We start from the raw sequence: 26,753 nt of genomic DNA on the forward strand, positions 1-26,753 counted from the left end.
TTACTATGATTATCGACGACCAATATTACGACTTTATTATTATCGGCACAGGGGCTGGCGGCGGAACCTTAGCCTATAAACTTGCGCCAACAGGAAAGAAAATTCTGATCCTAGAACGAGGCGATTTTATGCCTCTAGAAGAGCAAAATCGCAGTAATGTCGATATTTTTAAGCGAGAACGCTATCACGCTCCTGAAATTTGGTATGACACTGCTGAAGAACCCTTTTTCCCCCAAATGAATTACGCTATCGGTGGCAATACTAAAATCTATGGTGCAGCATTGCTACGACTGCGGGAGCGGGATTTTGAGAAAGTGCAACATCAAGAGGGAGTGTCGCCGGAGTGGTGTTTGAAATATTCCGACTTTGAACCCTATTACACTGAAGCGGAACAGCTTTATAAGGTTCACGGTCAGGCAACCAGCGATCCCACCGAGCCATTTCATAGTCAAGACTATCCCTTTGAAGCAATCCCCCAAGAGCCTCAAATTGCGGAAATTTACAATGCGATCGCTCAGCAAGGTCTGCATCCATCTTACCTACCGTTAGGACTGACGCGCCAAGACGACGACCCAACCAATGATTCCGAGGTCAGCGGAATTGTGCCAGCTTTGAAACATTCCAACGTGACCTTAAAAACCAATGCGAAAGTGGTCTGTTTGCACACTAACCCCTCAGGTTTAGCAGTTAAAGGGGTCGAAGCCGAAATTGCAGGACAATCCTACTTGTTTATGGGGGAAATTGTCGTGGTTGCTTGTGGTGCCGTGAATTCAGCAGCATTACTATTACACTCTGCCAATGATCGACACCCCCAAGGACTTGCTAACAGTTCGGGGCAAGTGGGACGGAATTTGATGAAAAGCCTAATGACTGCTGTAGTGCAACTGAGCACTAAGCCCAATTCAGGTGCTTTTCAAAGAAGTATTTATCTCAATGATTTTTATTGGGGTGATCCCGATTTTCCTTACCCAATGGGTCACATTCAAAATTCCGGTGGATTGCTGACAGATATTATTTTTGCTGAAGCACCACCACTGTTATCAGTTCTGGCAAAATTTATGCCAGGATTTGGACTGAAGCAGTTAGCTACTCGTTCCATTGGCTGGTGGGTGCAGACGGAGGATTTGCCCGATCCCAATAATCGAGTACGAATTGATGGAAACAAGTTGTATATTGACTACACTCCCAATAATATCGAAGCCCACGATCGCCTAGTTTATCGCTTGACTGAAGTGCTAAAAACCATTGAAAAACGGCTGGATAGTTTTCAGAGCGGTAAAATATATCCTCGTGGGGAAGTACCGATTCAAGTAATGGCAAATCAGTGTGGCACCTGCCGTTTTGGGGACGATCCTGCTACTACTGTGCTCGATCGCAACTGCCGCACTCATGATCTGGAAAATCTTTACGTAGTCGATGGCAGTTTCTTTCCATCCAATGCTAGTGTTAGCCCAGCTTTAACCATTATTGCCAATGCTCTACGGGTGGGGGATCATCTGATTGAACGGTTTGGGTAAGTGCTAGTGGTGCTTCAGGGGCGGGCTTGCCCTCATTTTCACAGTCGCCAGTTTTAGGTTGCTGCCCCTAACGCACCACTGGGTCAAACAGCAAATGGGTTTCGATTGCCAAAGCGCGATATTAATTATTGTAACTATACGTCAAAATCTAAGACTTGATCCCAGTTAACTTGGTACTATAATTAACATAAGTCTCAAAAAAGAATATATCCTGGACTAGGCTATAATACGATGGGATCCTATGGAATTCCACACCAGCCCTAACCCTTGTATTATCAGTAATATCCTCAGTAAATCATAACAACAATGAGCGACTTGATCCCTCCTCAGGGTAGGAAAACTACTGAACAAATAATTTCCGAAATCTTAGTCAACTATCAAGAGTATCATGATCGAGATAATATTCAACATTTTTGTAAGGATGTTATCGAGAAGCGTCAAGGAATAAAAGACAAAACCAAAACCCTTACTGATCTCAACAATGCGTTAGATACTATCGACCTGATTGATAGTTATCATCAAAGCTTAATCAGTGCTCAAGAACAAGGTAAATCAAAAGTAAATTGGCTTGAATCTACCCTTGAAGAAATCACCGATAGAGAAAGTGAGAGAAAAAGAGGTGAAATTGTTCAAGAGATTCAAGAAGCCTTAGTTTTAGCCAATAATCAGCAATTAGCGTCATTGTCTGGTGAACCAACGGGCGTATATACTCCTCTGAAGGAAATTGAAGTTGAAGGCATCAACAAGCCTAGAGTTATGGAACAACAAGTATTAGATGATATTCAGAACAACTCCATGCTATCTTCAATTTCCATGGCCCAGCAGTTTGATACACTTTTAGACCCTTTAAATCTAGATTATTTTAATAATTTTTCCTTTCTGGACGTTGCTGATAATTATTTAAATCAATACCTTGAGCCCTTAGATAATACCTTCAAACAACTAGTTACCTTAGGCACAGTAGTTGCTAAAGAAGAGGGTCACTTAGGCATACTTGATGAAGTAGATATAGCCCAAATTGCTGCCATGATTGATATGGGACTGACGCTTCCCCAAATCGGCTATAAACTTGGCAAAGGCGAGATTACACTGATTGAGGCTGTAGAAGATTTATATGATAGAGAAGTTGCAGCTACCTGTACCTTAGTGAGTCTAAACACCAAGGCTGTCGGTTGGTTATCCGGTACAAGTATCGGAGCTACTGTTGGAACTGTATTTGGACCAATTGGCACAGCAGTTGGAGGGATGCTAGGAAGCTTTACAGGTAAAATTGCTGGAAAAAACATTGGTCAACCTATTGCCACTGGTATCAAAAAAGTAGCCAATTTTGCTAAAAAAGCAGTAACCAAAACAGTAAAAAAAGCCTGGGCAGGAGCAAAATCTTTTGGGCGAGCTTTTACTAAAAGTAAATTAAATCCATTGAATTGGTAGCCCTTGACAGCCAAATTAAATTATTAAAATTAAATTATTGAGGTGGATAAAGATGGCAAAGACAATTAAGTTTAGTCTTATTTTGGATAATACTCCAGTCAGAGATTTAGATGGTGTTAGGGAAAATTTTAATATCGATGATATCTTGGGATATTACAAAAGTGGTCTATTGCAAAAGTGGCTTGCTGTTAGGGGATTTACAGATATCTTCTCAAAAATAAAGGATATCTCAGCCGAAAGTGACCTAGAGATTAGCAAGGAACTAGTGAAAATTTTCGAGATGGAAATTGAAGCAACTAAACTAGAGGAATCCTTGTATAGTATCCAATTCCATGAAGAATTCCAGAACAAGGTAAATAATTATGCTAAGAACAATTTTAATCGCAAAGCCATTATTAAGGATTATCACCAGGGTTACTATAGAGTATTGACAGGGATGTTGGAGGATCCCGATAATATTGCGTTGATTAAAAGTAGTGTAGCACAAATTGCTAAAAACTATTTCTGGATATTTAAGTTTCACTTACCAGGCTTGTATGATGAATTTTTTGACAAAGTCCCCTTATCTCTTTTTGTATCATTCATGAATCCCACTTTGAGAAGATTAGTGTTAGGGTCTGACATGATGGCTGAAAGAATAGAAAATTTGACAAATAAAATTAATCCTAATACAGCCAAAATGTTATCTGAAGGATTTTTAAAACATCCTGATATACTTAGTCTAAAACCTATTCAGCATAAAGCAGACACTAATCGTAGGTGGCAGAAACTTGTTACTCCAGAAAAAAAGTGTTTAATTCTGGATTTAACTGAGAGTGATGATGTGATGGTATCTCATTCAGAACCAAGTTTGAGGTCCGATCAATTTAAAAAAGAAGATGCAGTGGGAAAAATCATGAATGGTTTAATGTTTTATTCTGATAGTTCTAATGATTATGTGGAATACATGATATTTCCTTCCGAACAAAATTTGGTACTTTCAGAAAAAGAATTTGCAATTCATAAAATGTTTTATTTAGTCAGGAATCATCTAAAAATATTTAAAGGTGAGACAAAAGAGTTTTGGAAAGATATTGAACCCAAGGGTAAGCGTTTTATGATTTTAGGTATGAACGATGGAAATTATGTAAGAAACTCTGGTAAACATGGTGAAGAGTTATCAGCCGATGATGTTAATGGTAAATTTGTCATTCTAGATGGGATAGATTACAAGAGTAGAAATCCTGACCATGTAATTGGTTATTTGGAAGTTTGAGATTATATAGCATTTCTCATGTTAGCTGTCAGCTGTCAACTGTCAGCCGTCAGCTTGTGAGTGATAGCTGACTGAATGCTTACCTTTCTTCCCCACTCCCCATTCCCGATTCCCGATTCCCGATTCCCGATTCCCGATTCCCGATTCCCGATTCCCGATTAACAATTATCATGAACAATACAATTCATAAACTTTCTTCCTATGTTGATTCCTTAAGACCAATCATTTATATCAACGATTTTGATTTCCATTCTACTGATTTGCTGATTAAGGAGATTGCTACAACAGCTGACGTTTATGAATATAATGATGCTGGTGGTCATGTTGATTTTGAGACCAAAAATTCTAAGTCTAACTTTGACTTAGAAACGTTTTTGTCAGCTTTTGATAATAATGAAAGTGGGGATAGTTTTCTGGTACTCAAGGATATTCACTTTTATTTAGATAATCCCAAAGTCATTGCTCTGCTCAAATCAATTGCCCTCAAGACCCTATACAAGGATAATTTTTATACCACTAGTTTTATTGTTTCTAGTCAATTAATCATTCCGGCTGAACTTGATAAATTTATTACGGTCTTTGAAGTCCCTATTCCCAATCTTAATCAAATTAGAGGAATAATTAAACAATTTTTGCAGGATTTACAATTTGATATGACTGACAATGTCATTGAAGAATTATCCTTATCCTTTAAAGGATTAAGTAAATTTGAAATTATCCAGATCTTAAACCTAGCCTATCAACAGGGTGGCTGTATAGACAAAAATGATAAGCACCTAATCATCCAAGAAAAAAAACAAATTATCAAAAAATCTGGCACCCTTGAAATTCTTAATTTCAAAGAAACACTAGATGACGTTGGAGGGCTTGATAATCTCAAGTCCTGGCTGACTAAAAAAGCTAACATATTCAAAAATCTCGACCAAGCTATCAAATTTGGAGTGGATATACCTAAAGGTATTATGCTAATTGGGATGCCTGGGTGTGGCAAAAGTTTAGTGGCCAAAGCTACTTCTCATCTGTTTGAAGTTCCTCTACTTCGGCTAGATATTGGTAAACTACTTGGTAAGTATGTGGGAGAGAGTGAAGAAAACTTAAGTCGGGCAATTAAAATAGCTGAGGCGGTTAGTCCTTGTATTTTATGGATAGATGAAATTGAAAAAGCCTTTGCTGGCATTGGCGAAACTGGAGGCGGAAGTGATATCACCACCAGATTATTTGGTAATATTTTAACTTGGATTCAAGAGAAAGAAAACACTGTCTTCATTGTGGCTACCTCTAATGATATTGCCAAACTTCCGGCTGAATTTCTCAGAAAAGGAAGATTTGATGAACTGTTCTTTGTAGATTTTCCTAATGGGGATGAGCGCAAAAAAATATTTGAAATCCATCTAAAAAGGAGAAATAAATGGAATAGGATGATTGATATAATTAGCTTGCTAAAAGAAACCGATGGTTATAGTGGTGCTGACATTGAAGCTGTTGTTAAAGAAACCATAGAAAATGTTTTCCTTGATCCAGAAAAAGATACAGTGACAACAGATGATTTGCTTGCTGTTATTAAAACCACCAAATGTCTTTCAGAATCCCTCAAAGATAAAATAGATAAAATCAGAAAGTCTTTATCTAAGATGAATGTCAAGCCAGCAAGTGAGATTAAGAAAGTAAAGCCAGGAAGTAAAAAAAAATAATCCCTGATTACCTATATAGCGCTACGCGCAAGTCAGAAGTTAGAAGTTAGAAGTCAGAAGTCAAAAGTAAGCTAGAACTAGGTTTGCTGAGTTTAGGAATGTCCTAATCTAAATCCGTAGTGCTATATAATCATAAATGAATTGTGGTAATTTTTGTTCCCTATTGCTAGCATGCCTATTGCTAGCATGCCTATTGCTAGCATGCCTACTCCTTACTCCCTACTCCCTGCGCTATATTACCAAAAACCCCGCTTACCAGTAGGGAGTACTGTTGTCCAATTAGTCTTAGCTTGAGCCAACTGTTCCTTAGTAATTTTAGCATTAGCAAGATTGGCTCCACACAAATTTGCTCCCCGTAGATTAGCATTTTCGAGATGAGCATAACTAAGATTTGCCCCACGCAAGTCTGCTCCTGCCAAAATAGCTTTTTTCAGGTAAGCTCGACCCAAATTGGCATTGCGTAAGTCGGCTTGATGGAGATTCGCTTCACCAAAATTAGCACTAGATAAATCCGCTCCCTTCAAACTAATATTTAACAGTTTGCCCTGGCGGAAAATTATCCCAGATAACTGGGCATTATTAAGGTTAAGTCCCCTCAAATCTTTAGCCGCAAAGTCTCTTCTGCCAGAGCCGTAAGCTTTTAATAACGTTTCCGCCTCCAACTTGCCATTACCCTTCGACTTGCCTGTAATGCTATTCCTACTACCGCTCACAGCTGTAGAATCCCTGTTGGTAAAACCTCCACCGTTTTTAGGTTCTGATCTTCGACCATTGCTCAATCCCCGACGCTCCCGCCATTCTCTAATTTGCTCTGCCATTCTTCGGGATTGAACTGACGACGGGGATGAATAACCATTCACAGGACCCAAATTCTCTGAGTTGAAGTGAGAATTAGCGTCATCCATCCGTTGCGACACTAAGCTTTTGTTTAAACTCTCCAGATATGGCTCTAGGTCAAGAGCTCTCAGGATGTCTTCTGAGCACTGATAGCGATAACGGACAGAAGACTCCAGCATTTTTCTTAAAACCTTAGCAAAGTGGTCACTAACGTTGACATTAGTCTGCCAGACTATTTCTCCGGTTGAAGGATTATAATCGAGGTCTTTGGGAGATTTACCCGTCAACAGATAAAGGCAAGTAACCCCCACTGCATAGATATCGCTAGCAATTACAGGTCGCAATGCCATTTGTTCAGGAGGGGCAAAGCCTGGAGTTCCTATGGCATAGTTGGTCAATACTGTGTCTGAGGAATTGGAGGGATTGGTTTGGCTGTTTTTCACAGCCCCAAAATCAATCAGTACCAGTTTGCGGTCTTGGTCACGACGAATTATATTCGCTGGTTTAATGTCCCGGTGAATTACGTTTTTCTGATGAATATATTGCAGGAGTGGTAGAATTTCACTTAAAAATTGTTTAACTCCCTCTTCCGAGAATGAACCAGACCGTCTGACTTGCTGTTGCAGTGTCAAACCGCTAATGTATTCCTGAACCAGATAAAAATGCTCATTGTCTTGAAAGTAATCGAATAACTGTGGGAATTGGGGATGATTCCCTATTTCTCCCAAGGTTCGGGCTTCTCGCTCAAACAGATCCCTTGCCATCGGTGAAATCTCTGAGCCTTTGGCGCTTGGGCGGAGTTGTTTGATTACACGGGTCGGCTTACCGGGCAAGGATTGATCTGTTGCTAAGAAAGTTGCTCCAAATCCGCCTTGACCGAGTGGTTTGATCACACGATAGCGGTCAACTAATAATAATTTAGAACTGCACGCCTGACAAAAGTCGGCGTGTTCTGGGTTTTTTGCCTGAGTGCAGGTAGGATTTAGACAGTAGCTCATTCAGCCTTACTGATGTTCCTTTGCCCATACTGGAACTAAAACTTTTGCTCGGAGCACCTGAGCAGGAAAGATGATTTATAGTCTTTTACTTTTCTTTATTTTATGCAAAATGCCTCTTACTACCCCCTTAGTTAGACAACTATTCCGGTGAAACCTGATCCTCAACCAGGATACCTTATTTTTTGTATCCACCTAAGGGTACAAAGGACAATTTTGAGTTAAGTAAAGGGTGATTAAAGTAAAACGTATATGAAGCTACCTATATTTTAGAGCGTTTATTTAGCATTGACCATAGATAGTGTACTTTTGTCAAGCGTTAAGGGGTTAGGCCCATCACAATAGAAAAATGTTTTCGTGGAAGTAACGGGCAACTTGCACCTTATTTATTACCTTATATTAGAGTTCAGCAAAAAAATTTAGGAGTCCATGCGTATATCGTTAAACTGGCTGCGAGAACTAGTAGAGGTAACTCTGACACCAGAAGAGCTAGCTCAAACCCTAACTATGGCTGGGTTTGAGGTAGAAGATATTGAAGACCTGGGAACCCTGGCCGATGGCGTGGTGATTGGCAAGGTTCTGGAGGTAGAGCCTCACCCTAATGCCAATAAGCTTCGGGTCTGTCAAGTTGATATTGGTGGCAGTGACCCATTGAATATTGTTTGTGGTGCGTCCAATGTCCGACCAGACATTTACGTGCCGGTCGCCACCATCGGAACCTACCTACCAACTATTGATTTGAAAATTCGCGCCTCAAAACTGCGCGGTGTTCGCTCAGAAGGGATGATTTGTTCCTTAGCAGAAGTGGGCTTGGCCAAGGAATCCGCTGGCATTCATATTTTCGAGGCAGAAACTATACCCCTAGGCAGTGATGCTCGTCCCTTACTGGGGTTAACTGATATCATTCTTGATGTTACGTCTACGGCTAATCGGGCAGATGCTCTAAGTATGGTGGGCGTGGCCAGAGAAGTAGTCGCCTTAACTGGGGTATCCTTAAGCTTGCCAGAAGCTGTTGAGGTGTCTATTCCAAAAACAAAGGCCGTAGGCCACGCTACGCGAACGGATGCCTTGACCTTGAAAGTATCTGAACCGAAAGCTTGCCCCGCCTATATTGGCACTGTGATTGAAGGGGTGAAGATTGCTCCTTCTCCCGATTGGTTACAACAGCGATTGAAAGCCGCTGGAGTGCGACCGATTAATAATGTAGTGGATGTCACTAATTTGGTTCTCTTGGAATGGGGTCAGCCCCTCCATGCTTTTGACCGGGAACGCTTGCAAGCTGTTGCTGGGGTCGAAAACCTCACCATTGGTGTCCGCTTTGCTAACAGTGGGGAATCCCTGACTACTCTTGATGGTCAAACCCGTTCCCTGGAACCACAAGCGTTACTGATCACAGCTAACGACCAACCCGTTGCTATGGCTGGGGTTATGGGTGGGGAAGCCACAGAAGTGAACGACAACACCCAAAGTATTGTTTTGGAAGCAGCACTGTTTGATCCAGTGACTGTTCGTCGTTCTTCCCGTAGTCAAAGCATACGAACAGAATCATCTACCCGTTATGAGCGTGGTGTTAATAAAGCAGAATTGGATATTGCTTGTAAAAGAGCGATCGCATTAATTACTGAGTTAGCTGGTGGTACCCCCATAACCCAGAGTATTGCTGACCAGCGCCCTGACCCCTCTACTTGGGCACGTTCCATTGAGTTACGTCTTGACCGTGTCAATCAGATTTTAGGACCAGTTCATAAGTCAGAGGAGCTTGGGCAAATCCTGCCAGAAGATGTGGAACGAATCCTGACTGCCCTCGGATGTCAACTACAACCGATAGGATCGGAGGATTCTTCCCAATGGAAAGTGACTGTACCCCCCTACCGCTACCGGGATTTAGAGCGGGAAATTGATTTAATTGAGGAAATTGCCCGTCTCTACGGCTATGACAACTTCTGTGATAGCTTACCAGACAAGACTGAACCAGGTTATCTATCTGCTGAGGAATTTTTAAAGCGAAAACTGCGATCGCAATTCCGTGCAGTTGGGTTGACCGAATTAGTCCAGTATTCCTTGGTCAAGCCAGAGGAACAGAACCAAATTTGTCTTGATAATCCCCTGTTTACAGAATACTCATCCCTACGCACGGATTTACTATCAGGGCTTATTGATGCCTGTCAGTACAATATCGAGCAAGGCAACGGTGTACTCAACGGTTTTGAAATTGGTCGGATCTTCTGGCGAGCAGAAGAGGGTTTCGCAGAAGCTGATGCTATTGCCGGGATTTTAGGGGGAAATATCACCCAAGGTAACTGGGTCACGGGAGGGCGTTCCGAACCCATGACCTGGTATGAGGCTAAGGGAGTACTAGAGAGAGTGTTTTCCCGTTGCGGTCTGACAGTAGAATACCAACCAGACCACAGCGATCCCCGTCTTCACCCAGGACGCACTGCATCCTTGTGGTTGCAAGGTGAGAAATTAGGAAAATTTGGGCAGTTGCACCCCCAGCTACGCTCAGAAAGAGGTTTTCCCGATCAGGTTTATGTATTTGATTTGGACTTGGATCTAATTCTAGAAGCTCTTGATCGCGATGAAATTCTTACTCCCCGGTTCCAAGTCTATTCCACCTACCCAGCCATTGACCGGGATATTGCGTTCTTTGCCCCACTACAAGTCTCTGTGGCAGAAATCGAACGTTCAACCCGGAAAGCTGCGGGGAATTTGTTGGAGTCAGTGCAATTGTTTGATGAATATAAAGGAGAGTCTGTTCCTGAGGCACAGAGAAGTTTGGCATTTCGGCTAATCTACCGTGCTAGCGATCGCACTCTTACTGATGCAGAAGTCGAGCCAGTGCATCAGAAAGTGCGAGAAGCCCTAGAGGAAAAATTTGGGGTTAGCCTTAGAAGTTAAACGGAGAACTTAAACGGTTGAAGGATGAAGTATGAATACTTCATCCTTCATTCATATCGTCATAAAGTTCATCTAGGGTCTGGTGCTGAGTACGGCGGGAGCGACGGCGGTATTTTTTTGTTTCTAGCTTTGGTTCGTATTGACGCCGACCAGAAGCTTTAATTTTTAACTTCATAGTCGATTCTATATCAGCTTTTTGGTTCAAAGCCTCTTGTCGTGCAATCACTTCTGCTAAAAAATCCAGATAATGCTGGTACCGTTCCCAATCTCCTCGCACAGCACAGTTTGGCTCATTCCGATGTAGGCAATTACTGAATTGACAGCGGTGTTGGGCTAAACGCTCTCTTGCTTCTGGAAAGTAATGGATTAAATCCTCAGGAGAACAAGTCAAGTCAGGCTGATTGAATCCGGGGGTATCTGCCAAAAAACCACCTTTAGGCAACTCAAATAATTCCACGTGCCGAGTGGTGTGGCGTCCTCGACCCAGTTTACCAGTCACTTCTGCCACCCGCACCCTTGTTGCTGGAATCAGATAATTAATTAGACTGGATTTCCCGACACCGGAAAGACCAGCCATAACGCTGATTGTCTGACTCAACAGGTCAGTCAATTGTGCTAAACAAGTACCATTATGAACGCTGATCAAGACTGGCTGATAACCCCATGCTTCCAGACGCTGTTGCCAATGCTGCTGTTGCTGTTGTGTTACTAAATCACGTTTATTCAGACACAAACATACCTTGAAACCAGTAGATTCTGCCTTCACCAAAAACCGACTCAGCTGATAAGCATCCAGGGTCGGTTCTTCCAGAGCAAAAACTACCAGAATTTGCTGAGCATTGGCGATTGGTGGGCGGTCGAGCTGGGTTGTCCGGGGCAGCACTTCAGCAATCACCCCTCGTCCACCAGCCCAGTCAGGTTCATCTACTACAACCCGGTCTCCCACCATCACCTGCTGGCCAATTTTTTTTAACCGGGCTCTACGGGTACATAAGAGGGTTGAAGGTTGTAGGTTATTTGCTTGAAGGTTATCTTCACAACCTACAACCTCCAACTTGTCAACCTTCAATTGATCTAAACGCACCTGATAGAAATTTGCCTGAACCGCCAGCACGGTACCCAGCCAACGGGTTGACAAGTTTGACGAATTAGTGTATTCTAATTCAATCATGAAGATGCTGGTGTGGACGACGCACCTTCATAGCAAAATAGCGATCGCGTTCTTCAACACCCTCTATGGGGTAACCCTCCATAGTCAGACTATCAGGAACCTGTTCAATGGGTTCTCCTGGGTCGAGCCACACTTCTAATAGGGCACCTGGAGCCATTTTCTCCAGATAGAGTTTAGTGCGAACAAAGTTAATCGGGCAAGGGGTGCCGCGCAGATCCAGCTGCTCATCAGGTAATGAACTCATCTGCGAGGAGGCTAGTTTACTCATGAGCCAAACAAGCCTCCCAAGAATCCTTCTATACCACCTTTACCAGTGCGCTCACCCTTTATTTTCGCTAGCTTCTCTAGCAATTCCCTTTCGTCAGGGCTAATCCGAGTGGGGATATCCACCAAAATCGTGATTAGGTGATCGCCCCGACTGACTGGGTTACCCAATTTGGGGACACCGTGATTCTCTAAAGTTAATACAGTATTGGGTTGAGTACCGGGTGGAATAGTTAATTCCACTGGACCGTCTACTGTCTCTGCTTCGATAATACAGCCTAAAATTGCTTGTAAATAGCTAATTTTCATTTCAGACAGAATGTTAATGCCATCCCGCTGAAACTGGCTGTCTTCGTTTACAAATAGATAAACGTATAGGTCTCCTGGTGGACCAGCACGTAATCCTGCATCCCCTTCTTTAGAAACCCGTAGCCTGGTGCCATTATCCACCCCTGCTGGAATGGTGATTTTCAGTTTTTTGGTTTCTTGTTTACGACCAGCACCACCACAGGCTTCACACTTATCCTCAATGATTTGACCTTCACCGTTACAGGTAGGACAGACTGAGACTTGGGTGAAACTACCAAAAGGGGTACGAGTAGCACGCCTTACTTGACCTGTACCGTTACAGGTTGGGCAAGTGCGGGCTCGAGTTCCTGGCTTTGCCCCTGTGCTGTTACAGACTTTACAAGTTTCTAGGTGAGGAATGCGGATTTCCTTTTCACCACCGAATATAGCTTCCTTGAAAGCCAGCTTCAAGTCTAGTCGCAGGTCGTCACCACGCACCGGGCCACTACGCCTACGACCAGTTTGCTGACCCATACCACCAGCAAAGCCGCTGAAGAAGCTTTCAAAAATATCAGCAAAGCCCATATCGCCAAAATCTGAGTAGGCTGCTCCCGCACCTGAGGAAACACCAGCTTCCCCAAAACGGTCATATCTTGCTCGAGTTTCTGGTTCTGAGAGGACTTCGTAAGCCCGGTTAATTTCCTTAAAGCGCTCTTCAGCTCCTGTTTCTTTGTTAACATCTGGGTGGTACTTCCGTGCCAAGCGACGGTAAGCACGTTTAATTTCATCTTTGTCGGCATCACGAGAGACACCAAGCAGATCATAATAGTCAGCCATAGAGCGCTGATCGGTCTTCCATTTATATAGTGGGGGCTCTTGTTATTCCTCAGGTTATTGCTATAAAAGCACAAAGAGCGCATTCCAGCATTACCTGCATCCTATATCATTGTCTATCAAAAAAATCAGCTGATTGCCACCTGCTTATGTGACCATAATCTCAAGGTTGGCTTGAGCTAGTCAAAGCAAGGAATTGAATTATCTATCTTTTAGGGAGCTGTTGCCGTAATCAACTGCTTCGTAGTCAACATCTACTTCTAAGGTTTCATTCTCAAAATCAACCACAAATTCTCCTACAGCATCCGGTTCTATTTGGGTGGAGTCGTTTGAATTGGACTCTTGAACTGTTTCGTCAGACGCGATAAATTCCGGGTCTGACCCCAGGCTGGCACTCGCGTAAATGATCCCCCCAATTTCCAAGACAGTTTTCTGCAAAGTTTCAATAGCTTCTTTCACCTCCTCGACCTCAATTGAGGGGTCTGTCATTATGGTGTCTAGGTGCTGCTTTTGTTGATCTGCTTGCTCCTTTAGTCCTTGAGCCTGAAGGTTAGCGCTAATCAATTCCCCATGGTCTTTGATAGTAGATTCATAGTTATATAGTAAGCCATCGGCTTGGTTTTTCAGTTGCACCAATTCCATGCGACGGCGGTCTTGGTCAGCATAGTCTTCTGCCTCACGGCGCATCCGTTCCACTTCCGCTGGACTTAATCCCCCCGTATTGGTAATCACAATACTTTGCTCTTTCCCAGTTCCTCGATCACTGGCAGCGACTTTAAGAATGCCGTTGACATCGATTTCAAAGGTAACTTCAATTTGAGGGACACCACGGGGAGCTGGGGGAATACCAGTGAGCAGGAATTTTCCCAGGCTTTTGTTATCTCTAGCCATTGCCCGCTCCCCCTGCAATACGTGGATTTCTACGGAGGTTTGTCCATCAGTAGCTGTGGAAAATACCTGGGACTTACTGGTAGGAATAGTAGTATTGCGCTCGATAATTTTGGTGAACACTTCTCCTAACGTTTCTATACCCAGGGAAAGGGGAGTAACATCCAGTAGCAGGACATCCTCTACTTCCCCGCCCAAAACACCAGCCTGAATTGCTGCTCCCAATGCCACAGCTTCATCGGGGTTAACCGAACGATCGGTAGCCTTACCATTAAAAAACGTTTTAATAGCATCCTGCACCGCCGGGATACGGGTGGAACCCCCTACCAGCAAAATCCGGTCAATGTCCTCTGGCTTGAGGTCACTATCTTTGAGCGCCTGCTTTACCGGTTTTAGAGTTGCGTTAATCAGGTCCCTGGATAGTTCTTCAAACTTAGCCCGGGACAACTCCATCTCTAAATGTTTTGGTCCTGTTTCATCAGCAGTAATGAAGGGCAAGTTGATGGGGGTGGCTACCATGCTAGACAGTTCAATTTTTGCCTTTTCCGCCGCCTCTCGCAAACGCTGAAGAGCCATTTTGTCTTCGGTGAGATTGATGCCCTCTTTGGCTTTAAAGTTTTGAACCATCCAGCGGACAATCACATTATCGAAGTCATCTCCCCCCAAGTGATTGTTCCCAGAAGTTGCCTTTACTTCAAAGACCCCATTCCCCAGTTGCAGAACTGAGACATCAAAGGTCCCACCACCCAAGTCAAACACCAATATAAGCTGGTCTTGATCCAGCTTATCTAAACCATAGGCAAGAGCAGCAGCAGTGGGTTCGTTTATAATGCGCAATACTTCCAAACCAGCAATGGTACCCCCATCCTTGGTGGCTTGCCGTTGAGCATCGGTAAAGTAGGCAGGAACTGTGATCACAGCTTGAGTCACTGACTCCCCAAGAAAGGTTTCAGCATCAGCCTTGAGCTTTTGTAAGATCATGGCCGAGATTTCCTGAGGGGTATACTCTCGATGCCGAATCTTTACATCTACCGTCTCATCACGACCCTTAACACAGGTATAGGGGACACGGGAACGCTCTGTAGCGGTTTCATCCCAACGACGTCCGATAAAGCGCTTGATACTGTAGACACTGTTTTCCGCATTGGTCACTGCTTGACGCTTGGCCAGTTGACCCACCAGGTGCTCCCCTGACTTGCCAAATCCCACAATACTCGGTGTAGTTCGCCCACCTTCCGAGCTGGAAATGACTATGGGTTTACCCCCTTCTAAGACAGAAACACAACTATTGGTTGTGCCTAGGTCGATGCCAATAACTTTTCCCATAGGGTTGCGGCTTAACGGTTATGTTAAGTTATTTTAGTTTGATTTTTTGTTGAGTTGTTGACACTCCCCACGGCGCTTATGCCGGGGGATTCTTGGTTCAACGAGCTGACTTGCTCAACCAGACCGGAATCAGGAAGAGTAGAGGCCAATTCTCCCCAAGCGTTAAGTAAAGTTCCCGTGTGCCCCACGGTACTCAAGGCTCTAGTTAGGATATTTTTGGCGGCATTGTGGTCGCGGTCTAGCCGACACCCACACTGACAGACATGGGTTCGAGTTGATAATGACTTTTTGACCACTTCACCACATTTGGAACAATTCTGGCTTGTATAGGCAGGATTAACTGCAACAGTTATCCGACCAAACTTTTGCCCAAAATATTCCAACCATTCCCTAAACTGGTACCAACCTGCATCATTAATAGACTTAGCGAGACAGTGATTTTTAACTAAATTTTTAACCCTCAAATCTTCGTAAGCGACCAGGTCGTTAGACCGGATTACGCAACTTGCCGGAGACGAAACCTTAGAATAAAGAAGCCTTAATAACAAAGATTTAACCCTTTTATGCATAGCCGACTAACCATAAAGGCTTCTTTATTCTTACGGTAACTTCTAACCAGTCTCTTGGCATGTTCTTCACGTTGCCTACTTATTTTAAGGTGATGTCTACCCAGCCTATTAATTGCGCGTCTTAGGTTAGTAGAGCCTTTCTTTTTTCGGGAAACCCGACGTTGATAAAATTTTAAACGCTTTTCACCTTTTCTGTAAAATCTTGGGTTAGGTTCAGAATACCCATCAGAGTCTGTATAGAACTCTTTTAGCCCAACGTCCAAGCCAACAGTAAACCCAGTTGCTTCTAATTGGTCATAATTATCTACCTTGACGCAAAACTGGACATAGTACCCATCGGATCTTTGAACAATCCGAACTCGCTTAATTAGCTTCTGGTCGAAGCGCCACAAGTCCCAGTTACCTTTGAGCTTGACTTGCCCAATGCCTTTCTTGTCGGTGAATTTTATGGACTTCTTATCTGGGGATAACTTCCATCCAGATTGCTTATATTCGACTGACCTAGAATGCTTTTTGAAACGGGGATAACCTTTCTTCCCAGGGATTTTATTCTGGCAATTATCAAAGAAACGTTTGATAGCGCGTTCTACGTTCTCAACTGATGCCTGACAAGCATGACTATTGAGGTCTTTAACAAACTTGAATTCGTCTCTTAGTTGAGTGTTGTAGCGATAGAGTTCTTTTTTCCCTGTACCACGATTGTCCATCCAGTACCGAAGTACTTTATTGCGGACAAAGCGAGCCGTTCTAATGGCTTCATTTATTGCAAACCTTTGAGGCTCTTTGAGAACAGCCTTGAACTCCATGACCAACACCTAAAACCACCTCCTTGGGGTTAATACATTGCTTACTATTATAGTCGATATATTGAAGCAAAAGTTCGGATCGCAGTTAGGGAATAAATTCCTGTTCGGGCTAACCCCATGGATAGAATCGGTGGGGCGTTGCGCCCTCAGGGTCTTCGGTCAAAATAATAGAACTTCCCTTGGTGCGTTCGTCCCTTTTCGTAGGATGGTCAGAGACTGACACCAAAGGAAGGTTAACCACTCAATGGCAGCTAATTTTCTGACTCAGCAGATTTCTGAGCTTCCGAGGTTTCCTGTGGTTCTGCCGCAGCAGCTACTTTCACCATAGCGTGACGTAACACCCGCTCCCCAAGTAAATAACCCCGCATTAGCTGTTCTATGACTACTCCTTCTGGATAGTCATCCGTTGGTTCTCGCATAACCGCTTCGTGGAGATTGGGGTCAAACTCTTGCCCTTCTGGTCGCATCGCAGCAACCCCAAGGCGCTTGAGGCTATCTACCAGCTGTTTATAAACACCTTGATAGCTTTTGTGAATTGACATTTCCCCATCATTTTGAGGCTTAATTTGGGTGCGCGCCCGTTCAAAGTTATCTACTACTGACAATAACTCAGTGATGGTGTTTCCTTTAACTTGATGTTCCAAGTCTTCTTTCTCTTTAGTTGACCGTTTGCGGAAATTCTCAAAATCTGCCGCAATCCGGATGTATTGAGATTTAAAGGAGTCACATTGCTGAGTTCGCTCTTCTAGTTGAGCTTTCAGGGCCTCATTTTCCTGCTTGATGGTTTCTAGAATTTTGGAATCGTCCTCCGTAGGTGATTCATCGGTAGCTGCTTGAGCTACCTCGGTCTGGGCTTCTTGGTCTACCGACTCTGACTCAGATGCTTCCGCAGCAGAGGATTCAGTTGGTTGTGCTGCTTCAGAGTTGACCTCTGAGTCAGAGGCTACGGCTACCGCTTCCACCTCAAGATTGTCTGCGAGTACCGTAGTGGACTCTTCCTTTGTCTCCTGCGAAGTGTTATCTGACTGTTTTGCTTCGTCAATCATGCTCCACTCATCCCAATTCAATAGACTGCTAGTTTATCTATAATTTCTTACTAGCCAACCAATTTTCCAGCAAATTTTTTAAACTAACCACGTTCAGTCTAACGACTATAGCATCGGTTTGTGACAGCTCCTATACTGACCTTACAGGTTCAGTGTAGGCTTCCCAGCCAGTCCGGCTATCGCTTAGGAGGCGCTGGGCTTTAAGAACGGACTGCCCTTCCGCTCTGTTTTTTATATTTATTGCTGCATTGTGGTCTCTGTCCAAACTGCAACCACAGTGAGGACAATCATGCCACCGAACATGCAACTTTTTAGGGACTTTTTTGCTGCAACTGGAACAGTTCTGTGAAGTGTTCCGAGCACTTACTGGAATCGCCAACAAGCCAGCATTTAAGGCTTTGCTTGCCAGGATTGTCAGAAAGCTAGACCACCCAGCGTCTAACACAGATTTAGCCAATCGAGATAAGACAAGTCCCTTTACGTTTAATTTTTCGTGAGCAATTACATCGTATTTTGACAGCAAATATTTTGCTGTCTTAAAATGAAAGTCTTTTCGCTTGTCCGATACTTTTTTGTGCTGCTTTCCAAGTTGTTTGATAGCTTTGAGTCTATTTTTACCTCCTTTTTTTCGTCGAGATACTCTTTTCTGAATAACTCTCAGCCTTTTCTGAGACCGTCGATAATATTGAGGAATGCTTACTGTTTCCCCTTCAGAAGTGGTCAAAAATTCTTTAAGGCCAACATCAATCCCAATTATAGATTCAGGGTTAATGTCGGGCTTAACCTTGGGAACCGTCTTATCTTCTAGAGACAATACCAGATAATAACCATCACACTTTTTTGTTATTGAAGCTGTCTTTATCTTAAAGCCATTCGGGGTAGCCGACGCTTCGCGAACAGGGATAGGGCGGTGTAATATAATCTTTACCTTACCTATTTTGGGAAGGTTGATTAAATTCCCTTCTAGACACCCTTCTTTTATTTGAGGGTAAGTGAAAGTACGATAGCGGTGCCTTTTTTTGAACCTAGGTCTTCCGCTTCGTTTACCGTTACTATCTCCTTTTATAAACCGATCGAAAGCTAGTTTTACTCTCTTTACTACATCCTGTAGTACTTGAGAATGAATCTCTTTATACCAGGAATGACTTTTTTTGAGATTTGGTAAAGTCTTTTTCTGAGAGTAGTAATCTGGATTGTTTCTTAATTCGGGAATATGACAAACGAGAGGACAAGCATTGATTGAGCAGCGATTTTGCTCATACCAAGAAAATCGCTCAGCCAATAAATAATTATATTGAGCACATAGCATTGATAGCCAGTGATCTATCTTAGCCTGTTGATGTTTTGTCGGTTTTAGCCGGTACTGGTAAGCAATTATCATTTGACTTGCTATGCATGTTTATCGACCTAGTAATATTATACTTAACGTACAGCCACGTCTCAATTCAAAATGAAAAATAAAAAATTAACAATTAGGATTACCAATTTTGAAAAAAGACAGTTAGCACAAGAGGCAGAGCGACGCGGAATGACTCAATCAGATTTAATAAGAAGCTTGATAGCTCGTTTCCCTGTTCGCGTAGCGGAGGCCGTAGGCCAAATCCGGAAGACTCTGTGCAAAATTCATCCCACACCTATGCTACGCATAGGTGTGGGATGAATTTTGCCGGACAGCTAAGCTTATTGAGAGTTGTTACGACCTGACACTTACCTCAACTGTGTGGTCTTCCACGGCCTCCATCAGCAAGAATGCGGGTCTTGGGCAGGGTCGCCGATCAGATCCTTATGGCCTGTACGCTTACTGAGCCACCTACTGTGGTTTTTCCACGGACTGTCTTTGATGGTGCTACTTGAGTTTGCTGGTCTTGTTGCATACTTTGGCTGGCCTTGTTGCATAGTTGAATGTTGTGATGATAAATCGGTCATTAACGAAAATCTAGTAGCATCTGAGATGGTAACCAACCTTGAGCGAGTAGGACTTGATAAGAATTATACAGCAAATGAGTTGGCTTAGTTTTTATGATGTATACTGTGATATTTAGCTAAGACAAATTATCCTAATCCGTCAATCTAACTAAAACGTAAAAATAAGGGAGTGGCTGCCACTCCTATGTCACTTAACATAAGGCTTTTGGGAATACTGTGTAAAGTAAGGAGACTTCCTATTCCGTCATGACTTACTCCTCATCTCAACGACGCGCCCTAGTAGTCCGTAACGATTTTTCTCCCTTTGGTAATAAACTTATTCAGGCTGGTTACGTTAATGCTGACCAGATGCAGCAAGCTTGGCTGGAAACTCGCAAGTCCGGAAGACCCCTGACGGAAGTCATCGAAGCAATGACCGGACGTCAGTTACCACCGGACTTGATCCGCCAATACAAGAAGCAGCAGTTGTTTGAACTGAAAGTTCTGTTTGGTGTTGAGTCTCTAGATCCGGAAATTAGTGATATTTCCACTCAGCAAGTCGGTGGCTTGATCGAAACCCTGATTCCCATTGATATTTGCCGTCGCTATCACCTGCTCCCCATATCTAAGCATGAAACTGAGCCGCCATCGGTTTTGGTGGCAATGGTTTCTCCTGATGATTTAGAAGCCCAGGATGATTTGAATCGGATTCTACGACCTCAGGGAATCAAGTTGAAACGGATGGTCATCACTAAGGAAGACTATCAGCAAATCATTAGTCAGTATCTTGACGATCAGTTGGCACGGCAAAAGCAACTAGATCAACAAAAATCCGTAGATGTAAAGGAGGATTTAGAAAATTTAGGCTCATTTGAGAGTTTACAGGATGCCCCAGAGGAAGCGGAAGCAGACCTAGATTCTTCTTTGAATGAGGCAGGGGGGGCTCCGATCATCAACCTGGTCAACAAAATCCTGGCTAAGGCTTTACAAGAAGGGGTTTCTGACATTCACATCGAACCCCAAGAGGATCAGTTGCGGGTGCGCTATCGCAAAGATGGGGTACTGCGTCAAGCCTTTGATGCCTTACCACAGCGAATACATACAGCAGTGGCGGCTCGTTTCAAAATTATGGCAGATCTCGACATTGCTGAAAGACGCTTACCCCAAGACGGTAAAATTCGGCGTATGTTCCAGGGGCGGAAAGTTGACTTTCGGGTCAATACCTTGCCCAGTCGTTATGGGGAAAAGGTGGTTCTGCGGATCCTAGATAACGAATCCACCCAGTTGGGCTTGGATAAGTTGATCACAGACCCAGACACCTTAGAATTGGTCAGGGAAATGGCTAAGCGTCCCTTTGGATTAATCTTGGTGACGGGTCCGACGGGATCGGGGAAATCAACCACCTTGTATTCAATTCTGGCAGAACGTAATGACCCTGGGGTGAATATTAGTACTGCAGAAGACCCGATTGAGTATTCGTTACCTGGGATTACCCAAGTCCAAGTTATCCGGGAAAAAGGCATGGATTTTGCCTCAATTCTACGAGCCTTTCTGCGCCAAGACCCGGACGTGATTCTGGTGGGTGAGACCCGAGACAAAGAAACAGCTAAAACCGCGATTGAAGCAGCTTTGACTGGTCACTTGGTCTTGACTACTCTACACACTAATGATGCGGCTGGTGCGATCGCTCGTTTAGATGAAATGGGTGTTGAACCCTTCATGGTTTCTGGTGCCTTGCTGGGAGTGTTAGCTCAACGATTGATGCGGCGTGTTTGTTCCAATTGCCGCATTTCTTACCAACCAAGTTCTGCGGAACTAGCGCGCTATGGTTTATCATCCTCTAGAGAAGGGGGGATTACCATCTATCGCGCCAATACCCTGACACCGGAGCAAATTGCTGAAGCTAGGGCACAAGGTACACTCTGTAAAACCTGTAATGGTATTGGTTACAAAGGACGGGTTGGTGTTTATGAAGTTATGCGCATCTCTGAAAACCTCCAAGCCTTAATCAACGAAGGTGCCCCCACGGAGGAGATTAAGGAAGCTGCTGTAGAGGAAGGGATGATCACCATATTAGCCTATAGCTTGAATTTGGTACAGGAAGGTTACACCACCTTTGAAGAAGTGGAACGAGTAACCTTTACTGATTCCGGCTTAGAGTCAGAACTGAAAGCTAAGCGCAAGAGTTCTCTGACCTGTGCCACTTGCTCAGCTCAATTACAGCCGGAGTGGCTAGACTGTCCTTACTGTATGACACCGCGTTTTCAAAATTAATTTAGTTATTAGTTTATTGTTAATTTGAAAGTAAAAATTAACAATTGGCTATTTTATTTTGAGTAATAAGTAATCACTAACGACTATTGACGTTTTTAAGGGAGGCAACATTATGGAACTGATGATTGAAGACTTGATGGAGCAGATGATTGAGATGGGGGGGTCAGATATGCACATCCAAGCGGGTGCGCCAGTCTACTTCCGCGTCAGTGGTAAACTCCAACCCATTGATGACGAAGCCCTAAACCCTCAAGCCTGTCAGCGATTGATTTTCAGTATGCTTAACAATTCCCAGCGTAAGGAATTGGAGCAAAACTGGGAACTTGATTGTTCCTATGGTGTCAAGGGGTTGGCTCGCTTCCGTGTCAATGTTTACAAAGAACGGGGTTGCTATGCGGCTTGCTTGAGGGCGTTGTCTTCCAAGATTCCTAATTTTGACAAATTGGGTTTACCGGATGTGGTGCGGTCGATGAGTGAACGACCAAGGGGAATGGTATTGGTCACCGGACCGACCGGTTCTGGGAAAACCACTACCCTAGCAGCCATGATTGATTTAATTAACCGCACAAGGGCAGAACATATTCTGACAGTGGAAGACCCGATAGAATATGTGTTTCCTAACGTCAAGAGCTTGATTCACCAACGTCAAAAAGGTGAAGATACTAAGAGTTTTGCCAATGCCCTGAAGGGGGCACTGCGGGAAGACCCGGATGTGATTTTGGTGGGTGAAATGCGGGATATGGAAACTATTGGTCTAGCTATTTCCGCAGCTGAAACTGGTCACTTGGTATTTGGAACACTACACACTAACTCAGCTGCTCAAACTGTAGACAGGATTATTGATGTGTTTCCATCTGGACAGCAAGCTCAAATCCGAGCTCAACTGTCTAACTCTTTGATTGCAGTATTTAGTCAATGTCTAGTACCAAAGAAAAATCCTAAACCTGGTGAGTTTGGTCGGACTATGGCTCAGGAAATCATGGTAGTGACACCAGCTATTTCTAACCTGATCCGGGAAGGAAAAACGTCTCAAGTTTACTCTGCTATCCAAACCGGTATGAAATTGGGAATGCAGACCCTGGAACAAGCTTTAGCTTATCAGGTGAAATCTGGCTTGATCTCTTTGGAAGCAGGACTTAGTAAAAGTTCTAAACCGGATGAATTGCAGCGTATCCTTGCTGGTTCTGCAGGGATGAATGCTAAGGGCGCTAGAGCAAAGGCGACTCGCTAGTCTAGAGAAAGCACTGACTCGTACCATCAAACTTGCTATTAGACTTAATCTAGAAAAAAGCCATGCCTACTTTTATTGCTCAAGTTCGGGACAAATCAGGGAAATCCAAAAAAGAAAAAATTGACGCTGCTACTCCTGAACAAGCCCGCACCATGCTAGAACATCGGTATGCTACTGTTGGCAGCGTCAAGAAAAGCATAGATATTGACTTTAGCCTATCAAGCCTTTCTGAAAAATTTACCAATGTCACGATCAAAGACAAAGCGGTCTTTTCTCGTCAGTTTGCCGCTATGGTTAATGCTGGTGTGGCTATTGTCCGATGTCTTGGGGTATTAGGGGAACAGTGTTCTAATCCTAAGCTGAAAAAGGCGTTGATGAACATCAGTGCTGAGGTCCAACAAGGAACTAATCTATCGGATGCCATGCGTAAGCATCCAGATTGTTTTGATGATCTTTACGTGAGTATGGTTCAGGCTGGGGAGGTTGGGGGTGTGCTTGATGAAGTGCTCAACCGATTAGCCAAGCTGCTGGAAGATATGAATCGCCTGCAAAACCAAATCAAATCAGCTATGGCTTACCCTAGTGTGGTAGGATTTTTAGCCCTACTGGTTTTTCTGGCAATGACGATGTTTCTGATCCCAATCTTTGCTGGGATATTCCAAGATTTAGGAACTGAATTGCCACTTTTAACCCGATTTATGCTATGGTTGAGCGGCATCCTTAGAAGTTGGAAAGTTCTGATTCCTATTGTTGTTGTAGCTGCTTTATATACAGCTTTCAAGTATTACTACAAAACCCCGATGGGTAAGTTACAAATTGATGGCTTGCAGTTGAAAATGCCTTTGTTTGGTGAGTTGAATGAAAAAGGCTCTGTAGCTCGCTTTTGCCGAGTGTTTGGCTCCTTAACTCGTTCGGGAGTACCGATCCTGAATTCCTTAGATATTGTCAGAGATACAGCGGGTAACCAGGTAATTTCTAATGCTATTAACTCAGCGAAGAATGAGATTCAACAGGGTGGAATGATTAGCCTCGCTTTACAACGAGAAAATATTTTTCCTCCTTTAGCAATTCAAATGATTAGTATTGGTGAAGAGACGGGGGAGTTGGATTCTATGGTGATGAAAGTTGCTGACTTCTATGAAGATGAAGTCGAGCAAGCGGTTAAAGCACTAACTAGTATCTTGGAACCAATTATGATTGTAGTTTTGGGAGGCATGGTTGGTGTGATCTTGGTATCTATGTATTTACCAATGTTTAAAGTGTTTGACACTATGGGCTAATTCGATGCCTGTTCAGAAATCTGATTACGAAGCTTGGCTAGCAGAGTATAGTAACCATGATGGTGCGATCGCACTCCTGAAATCCTATCGACCTTACCTGGAAATGATTCCTAGTATGCGCCGACCTTACGAGAGTGTGATCACCATTCCCTTGCCAGTAGTGAGAATTCGTCACTCGCCATCCTCCTTAGGGCATAAAAGTGTTAGCCATGGCACTGTTACCGAAGCGGTAGGTTTGCCCTGTGATCTAGCTATGGTAATGTGTGATCCGGAATGGAAAGTCAAGATGGAGATAGAGATTCTCCTATTCATCCATCGTCCCCATGAAGACTTTTCTGACTTGCTCAGTCGCTGGCGTCAGACCCAAGTTTTACTAGACAAAGACTATGAATGGCTAATGCCTCCTGGCTATCAACACATTCTCAGTGATGGCGTCAACCGTATCTATCCCCTGTTTGTGGTTTTCCCAGAGACACCCCAACGGATTCAGCGAGGCTTACTAGGGGCTAGTCTACCATTTGTGGTACAAACGACCGATACCATTAATCTGGAACAGGATGAAACATCAAGCTTAGTTGAAGAGGGTAAGCAGATGGGGAGATGGGGAGATGGGGAAATGGGGAGATAGGGAGGTGGGGAGATGGGGAGATGGGGAGATAGGGAGATAGGGAGATAGGGAGGTGGGGAGATAGGGAGATAGGGAGATAGGGAGATAGGGAGATAGGGAGATAGGGAGATAGGGTAATTATCAGGAAATTATTTCAGTATAGCGTTTTTCTCAGCTATAGACAGAAGAGGGCTCGCCCAAAGGTGGTGCGTTACGGGGCGGACTATCCCAACCCGGGCGTTGAGGCGAAAAATCATGGCAAGTCCGCCCCTAACGCACCCTACGCACGATTCCCGATTCCCGATTCCCTACTCCCTACTCCCTACTCCCTACTCCCTAAAACCGACTATTTCACAAACTGCGGCATAACTTCAGCAGCAGTCAATAGACCATAAATCCCCTTGTGATGTAGGGAAACTCCTGCTTTTAGATAGCCAAAGGCGGGACCACAGACATTAGCCGCCATACTGGTTTCATCACCAAGGGTAAAGGTGTGAGTGGAAATCCTACCCTCAAAGGTGCGACCTGTGATTTGGACATTGGTACTGAGGGGTTTTTTAGGATTGCGGGTATCCACGACACCACCAACAGAAACGCGATCGCGTGAGCAAATCCCTGCTAGTTCCAGCATCACATCATCAGCATGTTCCATATTCTCTAGGCTGATGATGCCTTGGGTTTGATCTAATAACGCTTCGACTTCAGCATCACTCATGGCTTTGGCTCGTTCTACATCATAACCGGGAAGGTGAGCAATATCTTCTCGAATGGTGGCTCGATAGGCTTCCCAGTTAGCAATCCCTACCCCAAAGGTAATGTTGACACTATGAATCTCGGCATAGCTTTGAGATGCGATCGCAGCAGCAGCGGTCAATAGTCCTGGTGTAGCACCGCAGCCAGTCATATAGGTAATTCCAGCAGCTTGCAATTCATCTTGCAGTTGCAACAGTTGCTCTACAGCACTAGTGCGCTTGAGAGCATCTACTAACACTCCCTGCCAACCCGATTGAATAAATTGCTTAACCACCGATGCCATAAAGGTATTCGGTAAATTTGGCAGTGCTAAGAAATATCCATCTACTGTCGCGTTTTGGATTAAGTCTTCGATACTGTTGCTACTTAAAGTGCCACCTGGTTCTACATAACCCAATGAACCTTGGGATTGGTAGGTCTGGATACAACGGTCAGGATTTAAGCCAGCTGGGTCATAAACATAACCTTTCCGGTCAGCTGCTGCTACCCAAAGCATTTCTCCCTTAGGAGCTAAAACTCTGGTAGCGGCTTGACCTAATCCCCCAAAGCCTAAAACCCCTACTCGTATTCGCTCTAATCCATTGGGATTGGCGGTTTTGGGGTTATTTACACCTCTGACTTGCGTTTCACTCATAACTTATAGACTGTTTAGCCGAACTTTAATAATTCATACTTCATACTTCATACTTTGCCCAGTCCCCAGGGTAAGGGAAAAAATCAATAAAGAGGAATTATTATCAATATTATTGATATAATCATGCAATAGTGCTGAAAAATCTTGGCATTATATAGTCATAATCCTTGAGCAGTATCACATTTTGGCTCAATTTTTTTTTGGCTTACCCTGGCCTAGTCCCCTAGGTTTATATATAGCCGTTTATAGCTTG

Annotated in this window: 18 protein-coding genes and 1 pseudogene; 10 read left to right on the forward strand and 9 right to left on the reverse strand. The window is 43.7% G+C overall.

The features are described 5' to 3' along the window. Nucleotides 1-5 precede the first annotated feature (5 nt). The 4 genes from BJP37_RS26790 to BJP37_RS26805 all read left to right on the forward strand — a co-directional run bounded on the left by BJP37_RS26790 (nucleotide 6) and on the right by BJP37_RS26805 (nucleotide 5,894). Nucleotides 6-1,517, forward strand: a complete 1,512-nt coding sequence (locus BJP37_RS26790; RefSeq protein WP_075903410.1) for a GMC oxidoreductase — start codon at nucleotides 6-8, stop codon at nucleotides 1,515-1,517. A gap of 306 nt (nucleotides 1,518-1,823) precedes the next feature. After that, nucleotides 1,824-2,948, forward strand: a complete 1,125-nt coding sequence (locus tag BJP37_RS26795) for a hypothetical protein (protein WP_075903412.1) — start codon at nucleotides 1,824-1,826, stop codon at nucleotides 2,946-2,948. A 52-nt stretch (nucleotides 2,949-3,000) separates the two neighbouring features. After that, nucleotides 3,001-4,203, forward strand: a complete 1,203-nt coding sequence (locus BJP37_RS26800) for a hypothetical protein (protein ID WP_075903414.1) — start codon at nucleotides 3,001-3,003, stop codon at nucleotides 4,201-4,203. Between the two features lie 170 nt (nucleotides 4,204-4,373). After that, nucleotides 4,374-5,894 carry an AAA family ATPase gene (locus BJP37_RS26805; RefSeq protein ID WP_075903416.1) on the forward strand — a complete coding sequence of 507 codons (1,521 nt, stop codon included), beginning with the start codon at nucleotides 4,374-4,376 and terminating at the stop codon, nucleotides 5,892-5,894. Nucleotides 5,895-6,130: 236 nt separating this feature from the next. Here BJP37_RS26805 and BJP37_RS26810 read toward each other — a convergent pair whose 3' ends face one another. Beyond that, nucleotides 6,131-7,729 carry a serine/threonine-protein kinase gene (locus BJP37_RS26810; protein WP_075903418.1) on the reverse strand — a complete coding sequence of 533 codons (1,599 nt, stop codon included), beginning with the start codon at nucleotides 7,727-7,729 and terminating at the stop codon, nucleotides 6,131-6,133. 426 nt (nucleotides 7,730-8,155) lie between these two features. On the opposite strand from BJP37_RS26810, the gene pheT reads away from it, so the two are divergent. After that, nucleotides 8,156-10,624: a phenylalanine--tRNA ligase subunit beta gene (gene pheT / locus BJP37_RS26815; RefSeq protein ID WP_075903420.1), complete on the forward strand. Its 2,469-nt coding sequence runs from the start codon at nucleotides 8,156-8,158 to the stop codon at nucleotides 10,622-10,624. A gap of 40 nt (nucleotides 10,625-10,664) precedes the next feature. Here the strand turns inward: pheT and rsgA are convergent, their stop codons facing one another. The 7 genes and pseudogenes from rsgA to BJP37_RS26855 form a co-directional block, all read right to left on the reverse strand. Beyond that, nucleotides 10,665-11,795 (reverse strand): small ribosomal subunit biogenesis GTPase RsgA, encoded by a 1,131-nt coding sequence (gene rsgA, locus BJP37_RS26820; protein WP_075903422.1) that lies wholly within the window; start codon nucleotides 11,793-11,795, stop codon nucleotides 10,665-10,667. Continuing rightward, nucleotides 11,788-12,063, reverse strand: coding sequence for a sulfurtransferase TusA family protein (locus BJP37_RS26825; RefSeq protein WP_198954196.1), 276 nt, complete (start codon nucleotides 12,061-12,063; stop codon nucleotides 11,788-11,790). The genes rsgA and BJP37_RS26825 overlap by 8 nt, the downstream gene beginning before the upstream one ends. Next, the gene (gene dnaJ / locus BJP37_RS26830; RefSeq protein ID WP_075903424.1) at nucleotides 12,060-13,184 is read right to left on the reverse strand and encodes a molecular chaperone DnaJ; all 1,125 of its coding nucleotides are present in this window, start codon (nucleotides 13,182-13,184) and stop codon (nucleotides 12,060-12,062) included. The genes BJP37_RS26825 and dnaJ overlap by 4 nt, the downstream gene beginning before the upstream one ends. Nucleotides 13,185-13,382: 198 nt before the next feature. Continuing rightward, a complete protein-coding gene (dnaK, locus tag BJP37_RS26835; RefSeq protein WP_075903426.1) occupies nucleotides 13,383-15,395 on the reverse strand; it encodes a molecular chaperone DnaK in 2,013 nt (670 codons plus the stop codon). A gap of 23 nt (nucleotides 15,396-15,418) precedes the next feature. Beyond that, nucleotides 15,419-16,770 (reverse strand): annotated as a pseudogene (locus BJP37_RS42885) (RNA-guided endonuclease InsQ/TnpB family protein). A gap of 251 nt (nucleotides 16,771-17,021) precedes the next feature. Beyond that, nucleotides 17,022-17,816 carry a nucleotide exchange factor GrpE gene (gene grpE / locus BJP37_RS26850; RefSeq protein ID WP_075903432.1) on the reverse strand — a complete coding sequence of 265 codons (795 nt, stop codon included), beginning with the start codon at nucleotides 17,814-17,816 and terminating at the stop codon, nucleotides 17,022-17,024. Between the two features lie 130 nt (nucleotides 17,817-17,946). Then, a complete protein-coding gene (locus tag BJP37_RS26855; RefSeq protein WP_075903434.1) occupies nucleotides 17,947-19,197 on the reverse strand; it encodes an RNA-guided endonuclease InsQ/TnpB family protein in 1,251 nt (416 codons plus the stop codon). Between the two features lie 69 nt (nucleotides 19,198-19,266). Here BJP37_RS26855 and BJP37_RS45170 point away from each other — a divergent pair, with 69 nt between their 5' ends. From BJP37_RS45170 to BJP37_RS26880, 5 genes are all read left to right on the forward strand, one after another. Beyond that, on the forward strand, nucleotides 19,267-19,476 hold the full coding sequence (locus tag BJP37_RS45170; RefSeq protein WP_438941513.1) for a ribbon-helix-helix domain-containing protein: 210 nt from the start codon (nucleotides 19,267-19,269) through the stop codon (nucleotides 19,474-19,476). A 512-nt stretch (nucleotides 19,477-19,988) separates the two neighbouring features. After that, a complete protein-coding gene (locus tag BJP37_RS26865; protein ID WP_075903436.1) occupies nucleotides 19,989-21,995 on the forward strand; it encodes a GspE/PulE family protein in 2,007 nt (668 codons plus the stop codon). A gap of 112 nt (nucleotides 21,996-22,107) precedes the next feature. Next, nucleotides 22,108-23,226, forward strand: coding sequence for a type IV pilus twitching motility protein PilT (locus BJP37_RS26870; RefSeq protein WP_075903438.1), 1,119 nt, complete (start codon nucleotides 22,108-22,110; stop codon nucleotides 23,224-23,226). Between the two features lie 62 nt (nucleotides 23,227-23,288). Further along, nucleotides 23,289-24,506 (forward strand): type II secretion system F family protein, encoded by a 1,218-nt coding sequence (locus BJP37_RS26875; protein ID WP_075903440.1) that lies wholly within the window; start codon nucleotides 23,289-23,291, stop codon nucleotides 24,504-24,506. A gap of 4 nt (nucleotides 24,507-24,510) precedes the next feature. After that, nucleotides 24,511-25,134 carry a hypothetical protein gene (locus BJP37_RS26880; RefSeq protein ID WP_075903442.1) on the forward strand — a complete coding sequence of 208 codons (624 nt, stop codon included), beginning with the start codon at nucleotides 24,511-24,513 and terminating at the stop codon, nucleotides 25,132-25,134. A 325-nt stretch (nucleotides 25,135-25,459) separates the two neighbouring features. Here the strand turns inward: BJP37_RS26880 and bioU are convergent, their stop codons facing one another. Beyond that, nucleotides 25,460-26,500 carry a (S)-8-amino-7-oxononanoate synthase BioU gene (gene bioU / locus BJP37_RS26885; RefSeq protein WP_075903444.1) on the reverse strand — a complete coding sequence of 347 codons (1,041 nt, stop codon included), beginning with the start codon at nucleotides 26,498-26,500 and terminating at the stop codon, nucleotides 25,460-25,462. Nucleotides 26,501-26,753 lie beyond the last annotated feature (253 nt).

Source organism: Moorena bouillonii PNG (assembly GCF_001942495.1).
GTDB classification, from domain to species: Bacteria; Cyanobacteriota; Cyanobacteriia; order Cyanobacteriales; family Coleofasciculaceae; genus Moorena; species Moorena bouillonii.

Excerpts from the sequence above, each read along its gene's own strand:
- BJP37_RS26870 (WP_075903438.1), top strand. The coding sequence starts at position 22,108 with ATGGAACTGATGATTGAAGACTTGATGGAGCAGATGATTGAGATGGGG.
- BJP37_RS26865 (WP_075903436.1), top strand. The coding sequence starts at position 19,989 with ATGACTTACTCCTCATCTCAACGACGCGCCCTAGTAGTCCGTAACGAT.
- BJP37_RS26825 (WP_198954196.1), bottom strand. The coding sequence starts at position 12,063 with ATGAGTAAACTAGCCTCCTCGCAGATGAGTTCATTACCTGATGAGCAG.
- BJP37_RS26880 (WP_075903442.1), top strand. The coding sequence starts at position 24,511 with ATGCCTGTTCAGAAATCTGATTACGAAGCTTGGCTAGCAGAGTATAGT.
- BJP37_RS26875 (WP_075903440.1), top strand. The coding sequence starts at position 23,289 with ATGCCTACTTTTATTGCTCAAGTTCGGGACAAATCAGGGAAATCCAAA.
- BJP37_RS26795 (WP_075903412.1), top strand. The coding sequence starts at position 1,824 with ATGAGCGACTTGATCCCTCCTCAGGGTAGGAAAACTACTGAACAAATA.
- BJP37_RS26855 (WP_075903434.1), bottom strand. The coding sequence starts at position 19,197 with ATGATAATTGCTTACCAGTACCGGCTAAAACCGACAAAACATCAACAG.
- grpE (WP_075903432.1), bottom strand. The coding sequence starts at position 17,816 with ATGATTGACGAAGCAAAACAGTCAGATAACACTTCGCAGGAGACAAAG.
- BJP37_RS26790 (WP_075903410.1), top strand. The coding sequence starts at position 6 with ATGATTATCGACGACCAATATTACGACTTTATTATTATCGGCACAGGG.
- BJP37_RS26805 (WP_075903416.1), top strand. The coding sequence starts at position 4,374 with ATGAACAATACAATTCATAAACTTTCTTCCTATGTTGATTCCTTAAGA.
- BJP37_RS26810 (WP_075903418.1), bottom strand. The coding sequence starts at position 7,729 with ATGAGCTACTGTCTAAATCCTACCTGCACTCAGGCAAAAAACCCAGAA.
- pheT (WP_075903420.1), top strand. The coding sequence starts at position 8,156 with ATGCGTATATCGTTAAACTGGCTGCGAGAACTAGTAGAGGTAACTCTG.
- BJP37_RS45170 (WP_438941513.1), top strand. The coding sequence starts at position 19,267 with ATGAAAAATAAAAAATTAACAATTAGGATTACCAATTTTGAAAAAAGA.
- rsgA (WP_075903422.1), bottom strand. The coding sequence starts at position 11,795 with ATGATTGAATTAGAATACACTAATTCGTCAAACTTGTCAACCCGTTGG.
- dnaK (WP_075903426.1), bottom strand. The coding sequence starts at position 15,395 with ATGGGAAAAGTTATTGGCATCGACCTAGGCACAACCAATAGTTGTGTT.
- bioU (WP_075903444.1), bottom strand. The coding sequence starts at position 26,500 with ATGAGTGAAACGCAAGTCAGAGGTGTAAATAACCCCAAAACCGCCAAT.
- BJP37_RS26800 (WP_075903414.1), top strand. The coding sequence starts at position 3,001 with ATGGCAAAGACAATTAAGTTTAGTCTTATTTTGGATAATACTCCAGTC.
- dnaJ (WP_075903424.1), bottom strand. The coding sequence starts at position 13,184 with ATGGCTGACTATTATGATCTGCTTGGTGTCTCTCGTGATGCCGACAAA.